Source organism: Prochlorococcus sp. MIT 1318 (assembly GCF_047304505.1).
Classification (GTDB): domain Bacteria; phylum Cyanobacteriota; class Cyanobacteriia; order PCC-6307; family Cyanobiaceae; genus Prochlorococcus; species Prochlorococcus marinus_D.
The window spans coordinates 562,842-580,481 of record NZ_CP138958.1 but is presented as its reverse complement, the minus strand read 5'-3'; the positions used below and the strand labels follow the sequence as shown (position 1 = coordinate 580,481).

Genomic DNA, 17,640 nt, shown 5'->3' with positions numbered 1-17,640 from the left:
ATGCGCCGCGGCCTTTTGCGAGCATGGTTCGCATGCCGTCCACTTCCATCGTGACTGAGCTGAGCGCCGCAGACCCAGCCTTTGTTCAGGCGGCTGATGCCCTTGCTAAGACCTACGACCCAGCTGGTACGGAGAGTCGCTGGCAGTGCGCATGGGAGGAGAGTGGTGCTTTTCACCCTGACCCACAGGCTGCCGGCGAGCCTTTTTCGGTGGTGATCCCCCCCCCAAACGTGACTGGCAGTTTGCATATGGGGCATGCCTTCAATACGGCTCTGATCGACACAATCGTGCGTTTTCAGCGCTTGCAAGGGAAAAATGTGCTCTGTCTGCCTGGGACCGATCACGCATCGATTGCTGTGCAGACAATTCTTGAAAAGCAGCTCAAGGCTGAAGCGATCACTCGTTATGACTTAGGCCGGGAGGCCTTTCTTGAACGTGCCTGGGCCTGGAAGGAGGAAAGCGGTGGGCGGATTGTTGATCAGCTTCGCCGCTTGGGTTACTCGGTTGACTGGCAGCGTCAGCGCTTCACTTTGGATGAAGGTCTCAGTGCGGCTGTTCGTGAAGCTTTTGTTCGCTTACATGAGCAGGGCTTGATCTATCGAGGTGAGTACCTCGTGAATTGGTGCCCGGCTTCCGGATCGGCAGTGAGCGATTTGGAGGTTGAGATGAAGGAAGTCGATGGTCATTTGTGGCACTTGCGCTATCCCCTAACGGGTGGCCCAGCCGCTGATGGCACTACTCATCTTGAAGTGGCCACAACTCGCCCTGAAACCATGCTTGGCGATGTGGCTGTTGCGGTGAATCCGGCCGACGAGCGTTATCGCCATTTGGTGGGTCAAACCCTCACATTGCCCCTGCTGGGGCGAGAGATTCCCGTGATTGCTGATGATCATGTGGATCAGGATTTTGGGACTGGTTGCGTCAAGGTGACACCCGCCCATGACCCCAACGATTTTGCGATTGGACGGCGGCACGACTTGCCTCAGATCACGGTGATGAACAAAAACGGAAGCATGAATGGTCATGCCGGTCGTTTTGAGGGGCTGGATCGCTTTGAGGCCCGCAAGGCAGTGGTGGCGGCCTTGCAGGAGGAGGGCCTATTGGTGAAAGTGGAGCCCCATCGCCATAGCGTTCCTTATTCCGACCGGGGCAAGGTGCCGGTGGAGCCTTTGCTTTCCACTCAGTGGTTCGTGCGTATGGAACCTCTAGCGGCCCGTTGCCATGAGTGTTTGGATCATGGAGCACCCCGCTTCGTACCCAATCGTTGGCAAAAGGTCTATCGCGATTGGCTAACTGAGATTCGTGATTGGTGCATCAGCCGGCAGCTGTGGTGGGGCCATCGCATTCCTGCCTGGTTTGTTGTCAGTGAGACTGACGATCAGTTGACCGATGCCACTCCTTATCTGGTGGCTCGCTCGGAGGAGGAGGCATGGCAGCAGGCTCGTGATCAGTTTGGAGAGGCTGTGGTCATCCAGCAGGATGAAGATGTTCTTGATACCTGGTTTTCCAGTGGTCTTTGGCCTTTCTCCACCATGGGCTGGCCTGATCAAGAGAGTGCAGACCTTGAATGTTGGTATCCCACCAGCACTTTGGTCACAGGGTTCGACATCATCTTTTTCTGGGTGGCGAGGATGACGATGATGGCTGGTGCCTTCACCGGTCACATGCCGTTCGCAGATGTCTATATCCATGGCTTGGTGCGGGATGAGCAGAATCGCAAGATGAGCAAAAGCGCCGGCAATGGTATTGATCCGTTGTTGCTAATCGAGCGTTATGGCACCGATGCTTTGCGCTTTGCTCTGGTGCGTGAAGTTGCCGGAGCTGGTCAAGACATCCGCTTGGATTACGACCGTAAGAGCGACACCTCAGCGACAGTGGAGGCGGCCCGGAACTTCGCTAATAAGCTCTGGAATGCCACTCGTTTTGCCCTGATGAATCTGGGTGGAGAGACGCCGGCGTCGCTTGGTGAGCCTGATCCTGCGAGCTTGCAGCTCGCGGATCGTTGGATTCTTTCTCGCCTAGCTCGCATGAATCGCGATGTTGCTGAGCGCTACGACAGTTATCGCCTTGGTGAGGCGGCTAAATGCCTTTATGAGTTCGCTTGGAACGATATTTGCGACTGGTATTTAGAGCTGAGTAAACGACGGCTACATCCGGGTGAAGATGCCAGTGGTGAAGTTCTGGCGGATCAGTGCACAGCTCGTCAGGTGTTGGCCAAGGTGCTTGCTGATCTATTGGTGATGCTTCACCCATTAATGCCTCACTTGAGCGAGGAACTTTGGCATGGGTTAACTGGTGCGCCCAAAGATACTTTTCTGGCTTTGCAAAGCTGGCCAGCAAGCAATAAATCATCTCTTGATGATGCTCTTGAGCTGTCGTTTACTGAGCTGATTGAGGCCATCCGGGTGGTGCGTAACTTGCGTGCAGTTGCTGGTCTGAAGCCAGCTCAAACAGTGCCGGTTCAATTCATTACAGGCCGCCCTGAGCTGGCGGCTTTGTTAGAGCAGGCAACTGCGGATATCACAGCTCTCACGCGTGCTGAGAGCGTGGTGGTGGCGACCAGTGCTCATCTGAAGCAGCGCTGCTTAGCCGGTGTTAGTGGGGAGTTGCAAGTGCTGCTGCCCATCGATGGATTGGTGGATCTGGATGCTCTTAGGGGGCGCTTGGAGAAGGATTTAGCTAAGGCAGAGAAAGAGATTGCTGGTCTGGCGGGTCGCTTGGCCAATCCGAATTTCGCAATCAAAGCTCCGCCGAACGTCGTTGAGGAATGCCAATCCAACCTTTTTGAGGCTGAGGCTCAGGCTGAGCTTGCGCGTCAGCGGTTGTCCGATTTGGGCTGATGTGGTGATTGAGGTAGAGCAGCTCAGTAAGACCTATCAAGTCGCGGATAAGAGTCCTGGTTTTGTTGGCACGCTCAACCATTTTTTTCGCCGCAAGACTCATGATGTTCAAGCGGTTCGTCATGTGAGCTTCAGCATCCGGCCAGGGGAAATGGTGGGCTTCCTTGGTGCCAACGGTGCGGGAAAAACCACCACCTTGAAAATGCTTTGCGGCTTAATTCATCCCAGCGCAGGAAGGGTGTATGTCGCTGGTTATGTGCCTCAGCGACGTCAGGCTGCTTTTCTCAAGCAGATCACTTTGGTGATGGGTCAGAAGCAGCAGCTGATCTGGGACTTGCCGCCACTCGATTCGCTCTCGGTCAATGCTGCGGTCTATGGCATTGGAGAGAAGGAGGCCCGATACCGCATTAATGAGTTGGCGGAGATGTTGGAGATCGCAGAAGAGCTCACCCGCCCGGTGCGTAAATTGTCCCTTGGACAGCGCATGAAGGCTGAGTTATTAGCGGCCCTATTGCATCGTCCCTCGGTGCTTTTTCTTGATGAACCGACCCTTGGCTTGGATGTGAATGCTCAGGCGAGGGTGCGTAGTTTCCTGGCCGAGTACAACCGTCAAACGGGCGCAACGGTGTTGCTGACAAGTCACTACATGGCTGACATCACTGCTTTGTGTTCGAGGGTGTTATTGATTCATCAAGGAGAGCTCATTCACGATGGTGGCCTTGATGCATTAGCCACGAGCCTGTCTCCCTTCCGTCAGGTTCGTCTTGAGCTCAATCGGTCAGCTTGCCCGGAAGACTTCGTCGGTTATGGCGAGTTGGAAGCACTGGATGATCGAGCCGTGCGTCTTCTGGTTTCACGCAGTGAGCTCACTGAGGTTGTGGCACGTCTGCTGGCCAATTTTGATGTTTTGGATCTTGAAGTTAATGATCCACCGATCGATGAATTGATTGGCAGCCTGTTCCGTAAGGGGAGGGTTGTATGAAGATTGCTGGCCTGTCTTGGCCGGTGGTGAGGGCCTTGTTGGCTTCTCAGCACGCCAACATGGTTCAGTATCGCGCTGAGATTGCCCTTTGGGCTCTCTCGGGTGTACTGCCATTCATCATGTTGAGCCTTTGGAGTCAAAGTGACGCTGGAGCGTCATTTGGCTTCAAGGGGGTGGGCTTGGCCCGTTATTACCTCAGCGTCTTCATGGTGCGTCAGTTTTCAGTGGTTTGGGTGGTTTTTGCCTTTGAGGAGGATGCCTTGCTCGGGCGTTTATCTCCCTTTTTGCTCCAGCCTCTGCATCCACTTTGGCGTTATGTGGCTGCTCATGTGGCTGAACGAGTCACTCGTTTTCCTTTTTCTATTGGCATTGCAGGCATTTTTTTCTTGCTTTATCCAACGTCTTTTTGGTTACCGTCGCTTGGCCAGTTTTTGTTGGCTTGTCTGGCCATCTTGCTGGCTTTTAGTATTAATTTTTTGCTACAGAGTTTGATTGCCGCACTCTGTTTTTGGAGTGAGAAGGCTAGTGCTTTAGAGCGCTTGCTGCTGATTCCATATCTCTATTGCTCTGGTTGGTTGGTCCCTATTGCTGCCTTCCCAGATGCGGCGCGAACGGTTTGTTTCTGGACCCCGTTTCCCTATCTGATTGATTTCCCGGCACGGGTTCTGGCGGGTTTGCCTGTTGATTTTGTTGCTGGCTTTGCGGCTCAGTTGTTTTGGTTGATGCTGTTGCTGCCGTTGGTGGTAATTGCTTGGCGCGCTGGGGTGCGTCGCTATACAGCGATGGGTGCTTGAGATGGGGCGCTACTTGCTCAGCTTGAAGCGTTTTTGGGGCACGGCATTGGCTGGGCAGTTGGAGTATCAGGCCAACATGCTGATCGATTTGCTGGCCATGGTCGGCAGTTTGGCTGGCAGCATCTTTGTGCTGTCTGTGTTCTTTGGACAGGGGCGAGATCTGGGTGGTTGGAGTTGGGAAGCTGCCCTTGTGGTTCAGGGTATTTACACCTTTTTGGATGGAGTTTCAAGCACTTGGCTACGACCAAACCTCGGTGCGATTGTCACCCACGTGCGTGAGGGCACTTTGGATTTTGTGCTTTTGAAGCCGATCGACAGCCAGTTTTGGGTCTCGCTACGCATCATGGCGCCTGCGGGCCTTCCGGAAATGGGGTTGGGGTTGGTTTTGATCGTCTGGGCTGCATCTCGGGCAGGCGCATCTTTCAGCCTTGGCACAGTATTGGTCGCTGTTTTGATGCTTTGTGTAGGCGGTGTGATTCTCTATGCCCTGTGGTTTGTGATTGCTGCTACGAGCATCTGGTTCGTGAAGACCTGGAATGCCACTGAAGTGCTACGTGCCGTACTGGCTTCCGGTCGGTTCCCAGTGAGTGCCTATCCGCCGACTCTGCGCTTGGTGTTCACTTTGGTGTTACCGGTTGCTTTTTTGACCACGGTTCCAGCAGAGGTCATCCTTGGTCGTGCGGCCATGCCGATGTTGGCTTTGGGATTGTTTTTGGCTGTGATTTTTTTTGTTGGAAGCCGAGCTTTTTGGCTGTTCGCTTTGCGTTATTACACATCAGCTTCGAGTTGATGTGTCTTGTCGGTGGGCATTGGTTTGAGGCTTGAATTTAGGTGTAGCTGCCGACGCCATGGTGTACTCGGAAAAGATTGGTTGGGTCGTAACGTCGCTTGATACTCAGAAGGCGCTCGTAGTTCGGGCCCCAGAACTCCTGCTTCCAGTTTGGTTCGAAGACATGACCTTCGTTCACGTAGTTACTGATGTCAGGTGTGGCTGTGCGAATTAGGGCGATGGCACGATTCACATCCTGTTGTTGCTTGTAGTTTTGCCCAAGTAAGTGTGGCTCTGATTAGACGTGTGCCGAGGCATCGGCGAAGTTTGTTGATGACTGCTGTTGTGTTCGTAGCTTTCGCTTGTCGCCAAAGCGTTGGTAGGCCTATGGCGGAGAGAGTGGCCAATCAGGCTTGCTGCAGAGTTTGCGCCGACGCATCGCCAACTTTGCATGAATCTTGAGTATGAGATGTATTGGTGTTGAATGCAGATCGCTTGTGTTGATCGACCCGGGGACTTGGTTGGAGTCTTGGCTGCCTTTCTTGCAGACACCTATTGGTGCCGTTCTGTTTGTGCCTCTCTATGCACTTTGGGTCACCTTGTTGCTGCCAGGTGTATGGGCCTCGATGCTTGCAGGTGCGCTCTTCGGGACTGGGTTAGGCAGTTTGCTGGTGTTTGTCGGGGCCTGCTTGGGTGCAGAGGCATCCTTTCTGCTTGGACGTTACTGGCTAAGGAATTGGGCTCGACGTCGCTTGGCAGTTGTGCCAAAACTGCAGGCTGTTGAGAAGGCCGTGAGTCGTGAGGGCCTCAAGTTGGTGCTCTTAACCCGCCTGTCTCCGGCGTTCCCTTTTAGTGTGCTCAACCTTGCATATGGCCTCAGTGAGGTGAGCCTGCGGGATTATTCGATCGGTTTGATCGGCATTCTTCCTGGCACTGTTTTGTTTTGTGGTTTTGGTGCACTGGCTGGAGATGTGGCGCGATTTGGCGATGCTCTCTCTGGCCAGGCTGACCCGGCCACCTGGACTCTCAGGATTGTTGGGGTGTTGGCCACGGTTGTGGTGGTATGGCTGGTAGGCCTTGCAGCTAAGCGAGCTCTTCAGGATTCCGAGCCATCCAGTTGATCTGGGTTGTCTAGCTGCCAGTCTTTGAGGGCGGCAAAGAACACGAACCAGCTCAGCCGGAGGCGTGCAAGCACCCCAGTGCGTTGAGCCAGATCTGCATATTTGGCACGTCCGCAGGCTGTTTTGATCCAGGTGTTGATGTTGGCTTGGCTCATGCTCTTATGCAGTGATTAAAAGCCTAGGGATGGAGAACTTCAGCTGGCCAAAAGTTTGAGCAGCTCCTCCTCCTTCGACTGAGAGGAACTCGGCTCGATCGAGTATTTGCAATTTTGTTATGAATTAATGATGGGCGTCGTTTTGGCGTCTGATCTCTCAGGCTGAGTCGATGAATGTTTCTGATTCTGACTACTTGTTTTGCCGAGATCACGTGTATTCATCATGTTGTTTGAAAATCAATTTTAATGAATGAATTTAATAAGCGTGACTTTCTGGATATCGCTGCTGGCTTTATTCATTGTCAGGTTTCATCAACCTAGGCGAGCTCGAACATGATGGACATGGTGGTGATGCCTCAGGACATCGTCATGAAAGTCTTGAAGCTGAATCAAACATGTCGCAAGTTGCGCTTACCCACACCACTTCAAAGCCTCTGGTGCAATGGTGCTGCTTCTGCTGATGATTTTTCCATCAAGCTCACTGATGTAATTCACATTGAGATGTCGATTGGAGGAGTTGATGGTCATTACACGTTCGATCACGAGGCCGCTGCTACCCACTTCAAGAGATGCATCTTTAATGGGGTAATTCGCTAATGGATTAGCGTGCTGACAATGGCTCAACTCAAATCGCATCGGAATGTCCTGATCTGTTGCCAAGCCAGTGCAGGAAGTTCCCTCGATGCATTTCCAACGATCAGACTGATTTCGAAGCATATTGAGATCTTCGCTGATCTTTGCCTGGATAGCATTACGTTGACCGCTATGTTCTATGGTTCGGAATGAGTTCATCTGAGATTCCACGACTGCCATAATCACAATCATCAGAATCAAGGTTGAGATTAGAACCTCGGCTAGGCTGAAACCTTGACGAATTAATAATCTGTGCTTTGAAATGTGGGATTTACGATGACTCATTAATCTGAAATCCTCACTAACTTATCCTTGAAAATCAATTGTTCAACGTTGCTTAATTTGGCAGTTGCTCCCTCACCAGATAATCGTACTTTGATATCGCATTCACTGGTGTTGCAATTTATGGTGGAATAATTTGACTGATTCTCCTGCATGTAAACACGATCGAATCCTTCTCCTCCATCAACCTCAACGACATCGGTTTCTGTTGAATTTGCGGAAAAAGGAATAATACTGTCATCTCCTTCGAGTCCCTCAAGGACATCACTGCCACCACGACCGACCAGAGCATCATGCTCTGGTCCTCCCCTTATCTTGTCATTGAGTGAGGTGCCAAGTAAGACATTCCGACCTTCTCCTCCTGCAAGGTCAATACCGTTATCATTATTTTGACGACCAGGTGTTGGTGAACCATCCATCACGTAGTTGCCGACAATATAATTATTTTGATTATTAAATCCACGTATTCTATCCAGCGCTCTTAGTTCTCTGTTTGTGCAGTAGGTTTTTGTCCCAAATAAACTTTCCTGTACGATGACATCTCTGGGATCATAGGCAGTGATTGTGGTGACGATTCCCAGGCATGCGGTACCCATTTCTTTACAGACTTTCTCGCATACCGATTTCTCGCCTGGGATTGGTGGAACTTCATTAATCCGGGAGAGACCACTGCTTCCTAATCGAATTGTCCTGTTTGCTTCAGATTTGATTTTTTGAAGCCCTCCTTTGAGTGCCAACTCGAAATTAATGAGTTTATTGTTGTTATCATCTTTGGATATTGTTAGGCCATGATTGACTGACATATCCAGATCATCTGCCATTACAGACTGTTGATAAGGCCCCCCTTGATTGTAGGAGGTACTGCCATCTGAATTGATCAACAATTCAGGTCCGCACCGGATCAATACGCCGGCATCAGGCCAACCAATCCACTGGTTCCTCTGGCCGGGATATTCGTCTTCGAGGCTTGCAATGGATCTGATGCCATAGATGACATCAGGAAGTGTCCCTGGCAGATGCATCTGCAGTTTGAGGACAGCGTCGTTGCTGTTAAGCCACTCGCACCCATCTGCCTTGAGACGGATCGGTTCATCGTCGTTCTCGCTGAGAACTGACTGGCTCATGGCTATTTCGTCCTGAAGCAGATTTGTGGCACGGTTCCAGTCTTCGAGAAGTCGTCTTCTGCTTTCGGCTGTTGCATTGCTCTCTGCATTTTGAATCAGAATCGTTACTGTTAAAATTGAGATAAAACCGCCAATAGCAAGCGCTGCCATTAATTCAACAAGGGTGAATCCGTGGTTATGTGGAGAGATGCAGCGCTTCATTGAAGTATGCTCAATATGAGGATTGATATTTGCAGTCCGAAGCGTTGTCAGTCGCAGAACCATCTCTGATCATTCCGATCGGGGAGATAATGCGGATGCAACGCTCAGTTGAGATTCCTTCAAGCCTGAGCCTCAATTCGACTGTACCGTTGGATGTTAGTTGATGATTCTGACTTAGTCCGCGGAAGGAAAAATGTATACCTCCCGGCTCTGTGGATGAATCTACGCTTGGAGACGACGTTATAGATAAACGTTCGTGCTTGTTACCGAATGACTTTCGAAGATCAAAAACATCTCCTGAGTTGCTGATGAGCTTTTTGTTTGCAGTGTCAAATGTAATTGTATAAGTTAAGCTATTTTTTATCGCATTCCGTCTTTGTGCATTCAGCCAATTTTCCAAACCTCGTGTTGTGGATAGCAGTCTTTGATCCATCCAGCTGCGTGAATAATTGACTAAAGCAACACCGCTCAGGATCCCGACGATGGAAACTGTAACTAATAGTTCGATGAGTGTAAAACCCTTCGTTCTGGATAACCTGCGGTGGATTTTCATGGCATCACCGGTCCATCTGAACATAATCCCACCGGTTTGTTCCAACTGCTACATACTCCAAGTCTTCATTTGAACTGTCTGAATTCGTGGAACAAAGACCGTAATTATCACAAAGGGTTTTGCCCGCATCTGTAGGGACTCTGATCTGTGCGCAGTCTCCAGTGGCCTCATAACGATCGACGATGGCAGCACCTCGTAATACTAGTGGTTCAATGAGAGGGTTACATATCCCACCTGAGAGAGAGACTTTGGTCTTTGGCATATAAAGGAATGCATTGATTTCACCTCCGCCAGAGAAATTCAGACTCGATGTTGAATTACTTCCAAAAATCGCAAATTGGCCGAATTTTGTTCCTTCTGGAACAAAAAATTGTCGACCGGAAAGGTTAATTGCTGCACCCTCGATGTAAAAACGAATCTCCCCATCAACCCCAGGCTTAATTGTGAATTTGCTGTAATCAGATGTGACAATTGAATTGATTCGACAGTGCGTGATTGGTTTGCCATTTTTGATCTCTGTGTAACAGCTCTTACCTGGATGAGGTCCTACATAGTCGAGGTGTTCAAAGGTCTCATTTTTGTTGACAAATGTCATGGGTTGCATTTGCCCGCCTTCTTTAGTTCTCCAGTTTGTATTCCAGCGAGGAGCCTCAGGAATCTCGATATTATTCCTGGAGCGCTCACCAGAAACGAATCCTGCAGAATCTTCTGCAATATCAATTTTATTGGTTAAGCCACGGCAAAGGGATTGCTTGGATAAAGAGATCGTCTGACCTGTTGCACCCCACGGCGTACAAACGTTTTCAGGTGGATTCGTCGTGCAACTACTGCAATTGATATTGGCTCCACTGACAGCGACGTTTGGATTTTCATCAATCACATCTCCAGTTTGTAGTGCTACTGAATTTGCTGTTAAACCATATTTCCACCCTTCAGAAACACTGCATGTTTCAAAAGGAGCTAAATCACAGCATTTTGGAACTATTGTTACTTCTTTTTCAAGAATTGCTGATGAGACTATTCGTTGATTATTGGAGGAACCATGACGCAATTGCCCCTGGACTTGAATGACTGCGGTACCACCCTGAATCTGATCTCCGAAGAACTCGTAACTTCGCAGCCTGTAAAAACCTTTGCCTCCAGGAGTGGCTTGGTAGACAACGTTCATAATGTTTTGTGGGTTTTGTGAACGTTGACTGCAAGCGCTCAAAGGATTTTCGTCATTCAGGAGATAAGAGCTCCATCCCTCATCACATTCCGGAACTTGCATTTGTTGTGCGGCTGAATTATTTGTGACATCGCAATTGATGACGAGCAAGTAAGGGTAGTTTTGATTTAATTCCTGGATGATAATATTTGCTCCGCTTTCAGCAATTTCTTCAGCTTGTTTGGCTTGGTTCTGGCGGATTGAACCCGTGAGACTACTGAAGCTTCTTGCCGACAGGATGATGGCGCCAATCATTAAAATTAAACCGCCAACAATCACCATTGGCAGAGCAAATCCCATTGACAACTGAGTCTGTGTTTTTGATATTCTCAGTAAGCTAAGTCTGTGATGAGCGAACACCCTTTTTCTTGATCTGATTGACCTGCTTTTGGGCAGCATAGTCAGCAGAGCAACTTTAGTAACAACTATACAGGCTGCAGCATTGATTGCAATGTTGATAGAGTGCCAAATTCAGTGTCCTTATCGTTCTGTCTTAATTCCCATCTGTCTTGTTTTGATGTGAGGTGTTTGATAAAGGCATTTGCCAGAATACATGCTCTTTGAATTACTGGCTTTGAATGTATTCTCCTGATGTGTCTTCCGTCAACATCTTCATCCACTCAGAGCTCAATATCACTGATGTGGTGTTCACTCTCAGTGGTTTTGTTTGTCGAGAGTTGTTCAGGTTCCTATAGTATTCAGCGGCTGGTTTGTATTGATTAGAATACCTCGCGTCTTCGCCAGGAATGCTGAGTGAGGTTGTCGGCAACCCTTCGGACAGAAAATAAAGGGTGTTCGTTTCTGTGTCATCGAAAGAGCGTTTTAAACCCTCCCAGGGATTTTCCCCACCTCAAGTATTTCCTGCCGCCTCATCTGGAGAACTGACAAAAGCAAGTGCCGAATCTTGATCACCTAATGTCACGAGGCCGTTTTTAGATTTCTGCCACTGACGGTTATTGTAAGGCCCGGGTGTACTGAATACCTAAAGGCTGTTATCGGTTTCGAATCGAAATGCAGGTTCAAGATATTTGCGAATTGGCATGGTGTTGTTATTGACAGCGTAGCGGTATTCGTTGCCGTGCCCTTCAGTGAGGTACTGAAGAACCTCTATCGCATTGATTTCATTGACGTTCTTGTTGGGAAATAGTCTGTTTTCATCAATACATTCTCGATCACTGTTGTAATCAAGACAGGGCATCATGATGATGCCATCGATGACCGATGCTACGAATGCATCTTTGTCATTGTCGTAGCGTCAATCCAGCCCCAGTGGTGTGTCACATCGCTTGATGGCAAAGGTTTTGTTGCTGCCAGGTGTATGGGCCTCGATGCTTGCAGGTGCGCTCTTCGGGACTGGGTTAGGCAGTTTGCTGGTGTTTGTCGGGGCCTGCTTGGGTGCAGAGGCATCCTTTCTGCTTGGACGTTACTGGCTAAGGAATTGGGCTCGACGTCGCTTGGCAGTTGTGCCAAAACTGCAGGCTGTTGAGAAGGCCGTGAGTCGTGAGGGCCTCAAGTTGGTGCTCTTAACCCGCCTGTCTCCGGCGTTCCCTTTTAGTGTGCTCAACCTTGCATATGGCCTCAGTGAGGTGAGCCTGCGGGATTATTCGATCGGTTTGATCGGCATTCTTCCTGGCACTGTTTTGTTTTGTGGTTTTGGTGCACTGGCTGGAGATGTGGCGCGATTTGGCGATGCTCTCTCTGGCCAGGCTGACCCGGCCACCTGGACTCTCAGGATTGTTGGGGTGTTGGCCACGGTTGTGGTGGTATGGCTGGTAGGCCTTGCAGCTAAGCGAGCTCTTCAGGATTCCGAGCCATCCAGTTGATCTGGGTTGTCTAGCTGCCAGTCTTTGAGGGCGGCAAAGAACACGAACCAGCTCAGCCGGAGGCGTGCAAGCACCCCAGTGCGTTGAGCCAGATCTGCATATTTGGCACGTCCGCAGGCTGTTTTGATCCAGGTGTTGATGTTGGCTTGGCTCATGCTCTTATGCAGTGATTAAAAGCCTAGGGATGGAGAACTTCAGCTGGCCAAAAGTTTGAGCAGCTCCTCCTGGTTAAGGACCGTGACTTCAAGTTTCTCGGCCTTGTTCAGCTTGCTGCCCGCTTCAACTCCAGCCACCACATAACTGGTGTTTTTGCTGACAGAGCTATTGACTTTGCCACCGGCGGCTTCGATCAGGGCTTGGGCTTCGCTGCGGCTCAGGGTTGGCAGAGTGCCGGTTAATACAAAGGTTTGGCCCTCCAAGCTAACCGTTCTTTGGTTTTGATCTGTGTCGTGAGCGAGCTCGTCTTCATTGGCTTCCAGGGAGATGCCTAGCTGTTTCAACTTGGCCAGAAGCTGTTGATTGGCGGGGGTGGCAAACCATTGTTGTAGTGACTGCGCAATTTCGTTGCCGACTCCGAACACTGACGTGATTTGTTCGGGTGCCTTGCAGGCGGCGTTGGCCAGTGTGGCGGCGCTGGGGAACTTTTTAGCTAGGGCTTTAGCGTTGACTTCACCGACGTGGTGGATGCCTAGGCCGTAGAGCTGCTTATGCCAGGGCTTGCTTTTGGAGGCTTGCAGGGCGGTTATCAGGTTTGCTGTTGATTTACTGCCCATACGATCCATGCTTGCCAGAAGGCTTGCCTCGAGGGCATAGAGGTCAGCAATCGATTGCACTAGACCTCGGTTTACCAGCTGTTCGATCAGCTTGCTGCCGAGGCCATCTACATCCAGAGCTCTTTTACTGACCCAGTGACGTAGTGTTCCGCGCAGGATCGCTGGGCAGCTACTGTTGACACAGCGTGTTGCTGCTTCGTCTTCTTCCCGCACTAGGTCTGATCGGCATTCCGGACAGATATGAGGCAGCTTGAGTGTCTGTGCTCCTGCAGGTCGTAGTTCTCTCAACACACCTATCACTTCCGGGATGATTTCGCCGGCCTTGCGCACCACGATGGTGTCGCCGCTATGGAGATCGAGCTCGCTGACCCGATTGGCGTTGTGCAGTGTGGCGCGGCTCACACTTGTACCCGCTAGTGGTATCGCTTCGAATTCAGCCACAGGTGTTACGGCGCCTGTGCGTCCCACCTGGCAGGTGAGTCTTAGCAATTTGCTTGGGGCTTCTTCAGCGGCGTATTTGAGTGCAATCGCCCAACGTGGGGCCTTTTGAGTAAAGCCTGCGGTTTCTTGTAGTTGTAAGTCATTGAGCTTTACGACTACTCCGTCGGTGGCGTATGGAAGTTGATGGCGATCCTTATCCCAGAGCTTGAAGAAGTTTTCTACCGCAGTTAAATCCGCAAGCAACGCGGTGTTTGGATTCACTTTGAAGCCGATGGCCTGGAGCCATTGCAATGCTGCCCATTGGTTCATGGGTCTGGCTGGATCATGAGCTTTCGCTTGCCAGTTGTCTGTTAGATGCAGGGTGTAGGCAAAGAAGTCCAGCTGACGTGAGGCCACCACCTTGGGATCCAGTTGACGCAACGTGCCGGCACAGGCATTACGGGGATTTGCAAAGGCTACCTCGCCCCGTTTCCCTCGGGCAGTGTTGATGTCTGCAAAGGTGCTATTCGGGATAAACGCTTCTCCTCGCACTTCCAGCAAGGCTGGAGGATGCTCAAGTTGTAATCGCAGCGGAATGGAGGCAATGGTGCGGACGTTGGCTGTGATCTCCTCTCCATTAGCCCCATCACCGCGGGTGGCTGCGCGTATGAGTACGCCGTGTTCGTAGCTGAGGGCTAGCGCGTTGCCATCGATCTTCAGTTCGCCCACCATCGATAGATCAGGTTGAGGCGTTTTAGGGTTGGTTTGATGACCAAGCAGCTTGGCGAGTCGGACGTACCAGCCCGTTAGTTCGTCAATATTGAAAGCATTGTCGAGGCTGAGTAATTGGATGCGATGCTGAACACTTGCAAAGCCTTGAGCAGGGGCTCCACCAATCCTTTGGGTGGGGCTGTCTGGGGTGAGTAGCGATGAATCTTGAGCTTCTAGGTCCAGTAGCTCGCGATAGAGGCGGTCGTAGACGGCATCCTCCATCGTTGGTGTATCAAGTACGTAGTAAGAGTGGGCGGCCTGATTGAGTAGTTTGCGTAGCTCGGCTGCCCGCTCTGGGGGTGTTATCGACGTCGGGGTCACCGCAGCTGTCTTAAGAACGATCGGTCATGAATTGAGGGGCACAATGCGATCGACTCGCCATGAATCGTCAATCTTGCTGAATGTGAAATCCATTTTTAATTCATCTTTGCCATCAGATTTGAGTTTGATGGTGAGGATGACCTGGCCTTCTTGGAGCCTAGGTCGACCGGATTTGAGGTTGCGATATCGGTTGAGTTTCAGACTCGCCAGGAAGCGGATGAATTGTTGTCTGTTGACGTGCTGCCGATAGGTCTTGGTGGTGAGTAGGTAGGCAGCATCAATCCGACCTGCCGCGACCTGAGTGAAGAACTGCTTGACCAAGGGGTTGATGCCCCTTGCACTGAAGACCAGCCTGACGGCCGTGATGGTCCAGTAGAGCAGTAGGGCTCCAGCGCCAGCTAGTAGGGCTTTGGTCCCAATGTCCCGTGCCAGGGCTAGATCCATCATCTTGATGCAATTGAAAAGAGAGTCTGACTGACCGACTTCAGAAATATGGTTCTTCAGCGATTGTGTGAAGTGGGCAGACTGTCCAAGCTTGATTTAAGGGCCTACCCCACGCGCATTAATGCCCCTGGTGCCTCTGCTGCCGCTGTTTCATCGCTTCAATAGGGAATATTTCAATGGCGCCCTAGCGATTGGATCTCAGCCTCTTCTGTCTGTGCGGTGGAGTGATGGTCGATTGCGCAAGACAGCAGGTTTTTATCGTCGTGGTTTAAGGGTTGACGGTCGCAATAGCTGCGAGATTGTTCTTTCTCGTCCGTTGCTGGAGCTTCTGCCTCAGACCGCCACTGAAAGCACTCTTTGCCACGAAATGATCCATGCCTGGATTGATCTTGTACTGCAGGTTAAGGAGAGTCATGGCCCCAACTTTCATGCCCGGATGGCTGCCATTAACGCTGCCCAGAACCAGTTTCAGGTGAGTGTGCGCCATCAGTTTCCCGTGCCTCAAACGCCGCCGCGGTGGTGGGCGGTTTGCCCTCGCTGTGGTCTTCGTTCTCCTTATCAGCGGCGTGTTCATCGCGCTGCTTGTCGGCAATGTTGCGACCGTCACTATGGGGGTAGCTGGCATGCCAGCTGTGTGTTCGTCTATGAACCTGCGTCACCGGAGGCCTAAGTGGACATGTTTTTCTGGGTGCTTCAGGTCAGTGGGGTCTCGATTGCCCTAATTGGTTGGCAACGGGAGCAGTGGTTGCACCGGCGGCGCCGGTAACGTCGATGCATGGATACACGTCGTCAACGTCGCCAAAGGTCCAGGGATCCGTTGGATCGTCGTTTGGATCAGTGGCTTGAGACAGGTCGTCAGTTGGTTGATGGTGTGGCCGGCACCCGCCCTGGACAGCGTGGATCTGGTCGTACAGACCGTCGTTCCGCTGCGAGCTTGGGAACGGTTGGTCGCTGGGTGGGTGACAAGCTTGAATGGTTGTTGGAAGAGGACGAGGACGATGGTTGGCTGGAGCCTTGGCAGTCCGAGCCTCAGTCCACTGAAATGCGAGTGAAGCGACCACTGGAAGCGATCTCTCGCCGTGTTCCCCCATTGATTCAACCTGCGTCTTCTCGCAGTGAGGTTGTGCCTCATGAGGATGACTGGCCCGATGAGTCCACCTTCCAGGTTGATCGTTGGCAGCGTCGCCCATCAGAGCGGCTTAATCCTGAGGCCGCTTCAAACCGAAGCGCATCAGAATCATTGAAGCGACCGCTGGAGCGGAGACCTTTGCCGCGTTCCAGTCGTCGGCGAGATTGAGCGTGCGCGATTCAATCAGGCTGCAGCGCTCAAAGATGGCTGATGTGGTTTGTGCGCTACGCGAAAATGGCAGCCTCGCAGTGCGAGTTGATCATTGACGTCACCTACCAGTTCTTCAGGTAGATCTTCAGCCATTTGCTCTGCTGTTGCATTGATAGAGGGCGATCCCTCTTCAAGGGCCTCAAGTAGTTCGGCCCATTGCTCCACCTGAAGTGTTCGGTTGATGGGTTGGTAGCCGCTTTTCTCAAGCAAGCCTTTGCAGATTTTGGCGTTCCAAAGAGCTGTGCGTGGAGGGGTTTGTGGACCGTGCTTATGGGCTGCACCAGTCTCAAGGGCTCCTGGAGTTGGTCGTCCATGTCGATCGCGCAAGCCCTGCAGTTGAAGAGCTCGGCCGCAATTGATTGCTGAGATGCCGTAGATGCGTCCCAGATCAGTGAGGCTCAGCCAGCTTGGGGAGGGTGCCATGGAGAGGGGAACCGCTTGAATAATCTTCCCGAAAGCACAAGAGTTGGCAAGTTGTCAAGTTAAAAATCGACAAGTCGAGAGCTCTGGTCATGAACAGAGTTGAAGCTCTTGTCGTGGAGTGGGTCCGAGCCATTTCTCGAGCTCAGGGCTGAAAACTTCTCGGATCACTGTTAGTTCACGCTCTTGGCGAAAGAAGCGATAATGACGGCTCCAAAATGGCCCTGTTTGGCCGAATGCGGATTCGAGCCAATCGGCAGCGACAAGGCCCAGTCCGTCGACTTCACGAAACAGTTCGGAACGGCCTTTTGTGAGACTGTCCCAGATGGGTTGATTGCGATTGTGGAGATGCTTTTCGGCCTCATCGAAATTCCACCAGCTTTCTGCCCAGGCAAGGGTATGGGAGTCGCAGATCAACCACACCTGGCGCCTTAGTAAAGGTGGTTTGAGTTCGCGAACTTCTTGTGGGGCTGTTGCATCCGGATTGGGTTCCGGTTGCATGGCAATGAGGTTGACTTGCACTTCATGGCCTGTGAGCAGTCTCAGGTGGCGGGTTGGGCTGCCATCCCCAAGCAGCATCAATCGCCAGGGTCCGGGCAGTTGCCAGGGGCCTTCACCAGAGAGCACTGCCTTGCTAGGGGCGTCCCAGACCCGTGCTGGTGAGATCA

Annotated in this window: 20 protein-coding genes; 8 read left to right on the top strand and 12 right to left on the bottom strand. The window is 51.4% G+C overall.

The genetic code is table 11. The features are described 5' to 3' along the window. The first annotated feature begins 32 nt into the window (after positions 1-32). From SIB66_RS03010 to SIB66_RS02995, 4 genes are read left to right on the top strand one after another with little or no spacing between them, the layout of a single operon-like run. Entirely contained in the window at positions 33-2,840 is a 2,808-nt protein-coding gene (locus tag SIB66_RS03010; RefSeq protein WP_413681379.1) for a valine--tRNA ligase, read from the top strand. A gap of 4 nt (positions 2,841-2,844) precedes the next feature. Then, positions 2,845-3,822: an ATP-binding cassette domain-containing protein gene (locus SIB66_RS03005; RefSeq protein WP_063407716.1), complete on the top strand. Its 978-nt coding sequence runs from the start codon at positions 2,845-2,847 to the stop codon at positions 3,820-3,822. After that, a complete protein-coding gene (locus SIB66_RS03000; RefSeq protein ID WP_063407575.1) occupies positions 3,819-4,616 on the top strand; it encodes an ABC transporter permease in 798 nt (265 codons plus the stop codon). The genes SIB66_RS03005 and SIB66_RS03000 overlap by 4 nt, the downstream gene beginning before the upstream one ends. 1 nt (position 4,617) lies before the next feature. After that, positions 4,618-5,406, top strand: coding sequence for an ABC transporter permease (locus tag SIB66_RS02995; protein WP_063407574.1), 789 nt, complete (start codon positions 4,618-4,620; stop codon positions 5,404-5,406). A 37-nt stretch (positions 5,407-5,443) separates the two neighbouring features. On the opposite strand, the gene SIB66_RS02990 is transcribed toward SIB66_RS02995, so the two are convergent. Then, entirely contained in the window at positions 5,444-5,638 is a 195-nt protein-coding gene (locus SIB66_RS02990) for a BBE domain-containing protein (RefSeq protein ID WP_074160875.1), read from the bottom strand. 211 nt (positions 5,639-5,849) lie between these two features. Between SIB66_RS02990 and SIB66_RS02985 the strand changes: the two genes are divergently transcribed. Next, positions 5,850-6,506, top strand: coding sequence for a TVP38/TMEM64 family protein (locus tag SIB66_RS02985; RefSeq protein ID WP_236070437.1), 657 nt, complete (start codon positions 5,850-5,852; stop codon positions 6,504-6,506). Here the strand turns inward: SIB66_RS02985 and SIB66_RS02980 are convergent. The 6 genes from SIB66_RS02980 to SIB66_RS02955 all read right to left on the bottom strand — a co-directional run bounded on the left by SIB66_RS02980 (position 6,482) and on the right by SIB66_RS02955 (position 11,862). Beyond that, positions 6,482-6,661, bottom strand: a complete 180-nt coding sequence (locus tag SIB66_RS02980) for a hypothetical protein (RefSeq protein WP_011131549.1) — start codon at positions 6,659-6,661, stop codon at positions 6,482-6,484. The genes SIB66_RS02985 and SIB66_RS02980 overlap by 25 nt on opposite strands. Before the next feature lie 411 nt (positions 6,662-7,072). Further along, positions 7,073-7,321, bottom strand: a complete 249-nt coding sequence (locus tag SIB66_RS02975; RefSeq protein WP_236070415.1) for a hypothetical protein — start codon at positions 7,319-7,321, stop codon at positions 7,073-7,075. Positions 7,322-7,578: 257 nt separating this feature from the next. After that, positions 7,579-8,901: a prepilin-type N-terminal cleavage/methylation domain-containing protein gene (locus SIB66_RS02970; RefSeq protein WP_063407570.1), complete on the bottom strand. Its 1,323-nt coding sequence runs from the start codon at positions 8,899-8,901 to the stop codon at positions 7,579-7,581. A 10-nt stretch (positions 8,902-8,911) separates the two neighbouring features. Beyond that, positions 8,912-9,454, bottom strand: a complete 543-nt coding sequence (locus SIB66_RS02965; protein WP_413410249.1) for a Tfp pilus assembly protein FimT/FimU — start codon at positions 9,452-9,454, stop codon at positions 8,912-8,914. A 4-nt stretch (positions 9,455-9,458) separates the two neighbouring features. After that, entirely contained in the window at positions 9,459-10,961 is a 1,503-nt protein-coding gene (locus tag SIB66_RS02960) for a hypothetical protein (RefSeq protein ID WP_063407569.1), read from the bottom strand. Positions 10,962-11,643: 682 nt separating this feature from the next. Continuing rightward, the gene (locus SIB66_RS02955; RefSeq protein ID WP_063421807.1) at positions 11,644-11,862 is read right to left on the bottom strand and encodes a hypothetical protein; all 219 of its coding nucleotides are present in this window, start codon (positions 11,860-11,862) and stop codon (positions 11,644-11,646) included. An 88-nt stretch (positions 11,863-11,950) separates the two neighbouring features. On the opposite strand from SIB66_RS02955, the gene SIB66_RS02950 reads away from it, so the two are divergent. Further along, positions 11,951-12,484 carry a TVP38/TMEM64 family protein gene (locus SIB66_RS02950; RefSeq protein ID WP_236070413.1) on the top strand — a complete coding sequence of 178 codons (534 nt, stop codon included), beginning with the start codon at positions 11,951-11,953 and terminating at the stop codon, positions 12,482-12,484. Here the strand turns inward: SIB66_RS02950 and SIB66_RS02945 are convergent. From SIB66_RS02945 to SIB66_RS02935, 3 genes are read right to left on the bottom strand one after another with little or no spacing between them, the layout of a single operon-like run. Then, positions 12,460-12,639 (bottom strand): hypothetical protein, encoded by a 180-nt coding sequence (locus SIB66_RS02945; protein WP_011131549.1) that lies wholly within the window; start codon positions 12,637-12,639, stop codon positions 12,460-12,462. The two genes, SIB66_RS02950 and SIB66_RS02945, sit on opposite strands and share 25 nt — an antisense overlap. Positions 12,640-12,678: 39 nt before the next feature. Then, entirely contained in the window at positions 12,679-14,769 is a 2,091-nt protein-coding gene (ligA, locus tag SIB66_RS02940; protein ID WP_063407566.1) for an NAD-dependent DNA ligase LigA, read from the bottom strand. Between the two features lie 24 nt (positions 14,770-14,793). Then, complete coding sequence (locus tag SIB66_RS02935; protein WP_063396619.1) at positions 14,794-15,213, bottom strand: hypothetical protein; 420 nt, start codon at positions 15,211-15,213, stop codon at positions 14,794-14,796. Between the two features lie 121 nt (positions 15,214-15,334). Here SIB66_RS02935 and SIB66_RS02930 point away from each other — a divergent pair, with 121 nt between their 5' ends. Together SIB66_RS02930 and SIB66_RS02925 are read left to right on the top strand one after the other, a co-directional pair. Then, the gene (locus tag SIB66_RS02930) at positions 15,335-15,883 is read left to right on the top strand and encodes a SprT family zinc-dependent metalloprotease (RefSeq protein ID WP_063399993.1); all 549 of its coding nucleotides are present in this window, start codon (positions 15,335-15,337) and stop codon (positions 15,881-15,883) included. Between the two features lie 105 nt (positions 15,884-15,988). Continuing rightward, a complete protein-coding gene (locus SIB66_RS02925) occupies positions 15,989-16,510 on the top strand; it encodes a hypothetical protein (RefSeq protein WP_011131545.1) in 522 nt (173 codons plus the stop codon). Positions 16,511-16,525: 15 nt separating this feature from the next. Here SIB66_RS02925 and SIB66_RS02920 read toward each other — a convergent pair whose 3' ends face one another. Then, on the bottom strand, positions 16,526-16,975 hold the full coding sequence (locus tag SIB66_RS02920) for a hypothetical protein (RefSeq protein WP_063407565.1): 450 nt from the start codon (positions 16,973-16,975) through the stop codon (positions 16,526-16,528). A gap of 87 nt (positions 16,976-17,062) precedes the next feature. Further along, positions 17,063-17,599, bottom strand: coding sequence for a chorismate lyase (locus SIB66_RS02915; RefSeq protein ID WP_011131543.1), 537 nt, complete (start codon positions 17,597-17,599; stop codon positions 17,063-17,065). Between the last annotated feature and the right edge of the window lie 41 nt (positions 17,600-17,640).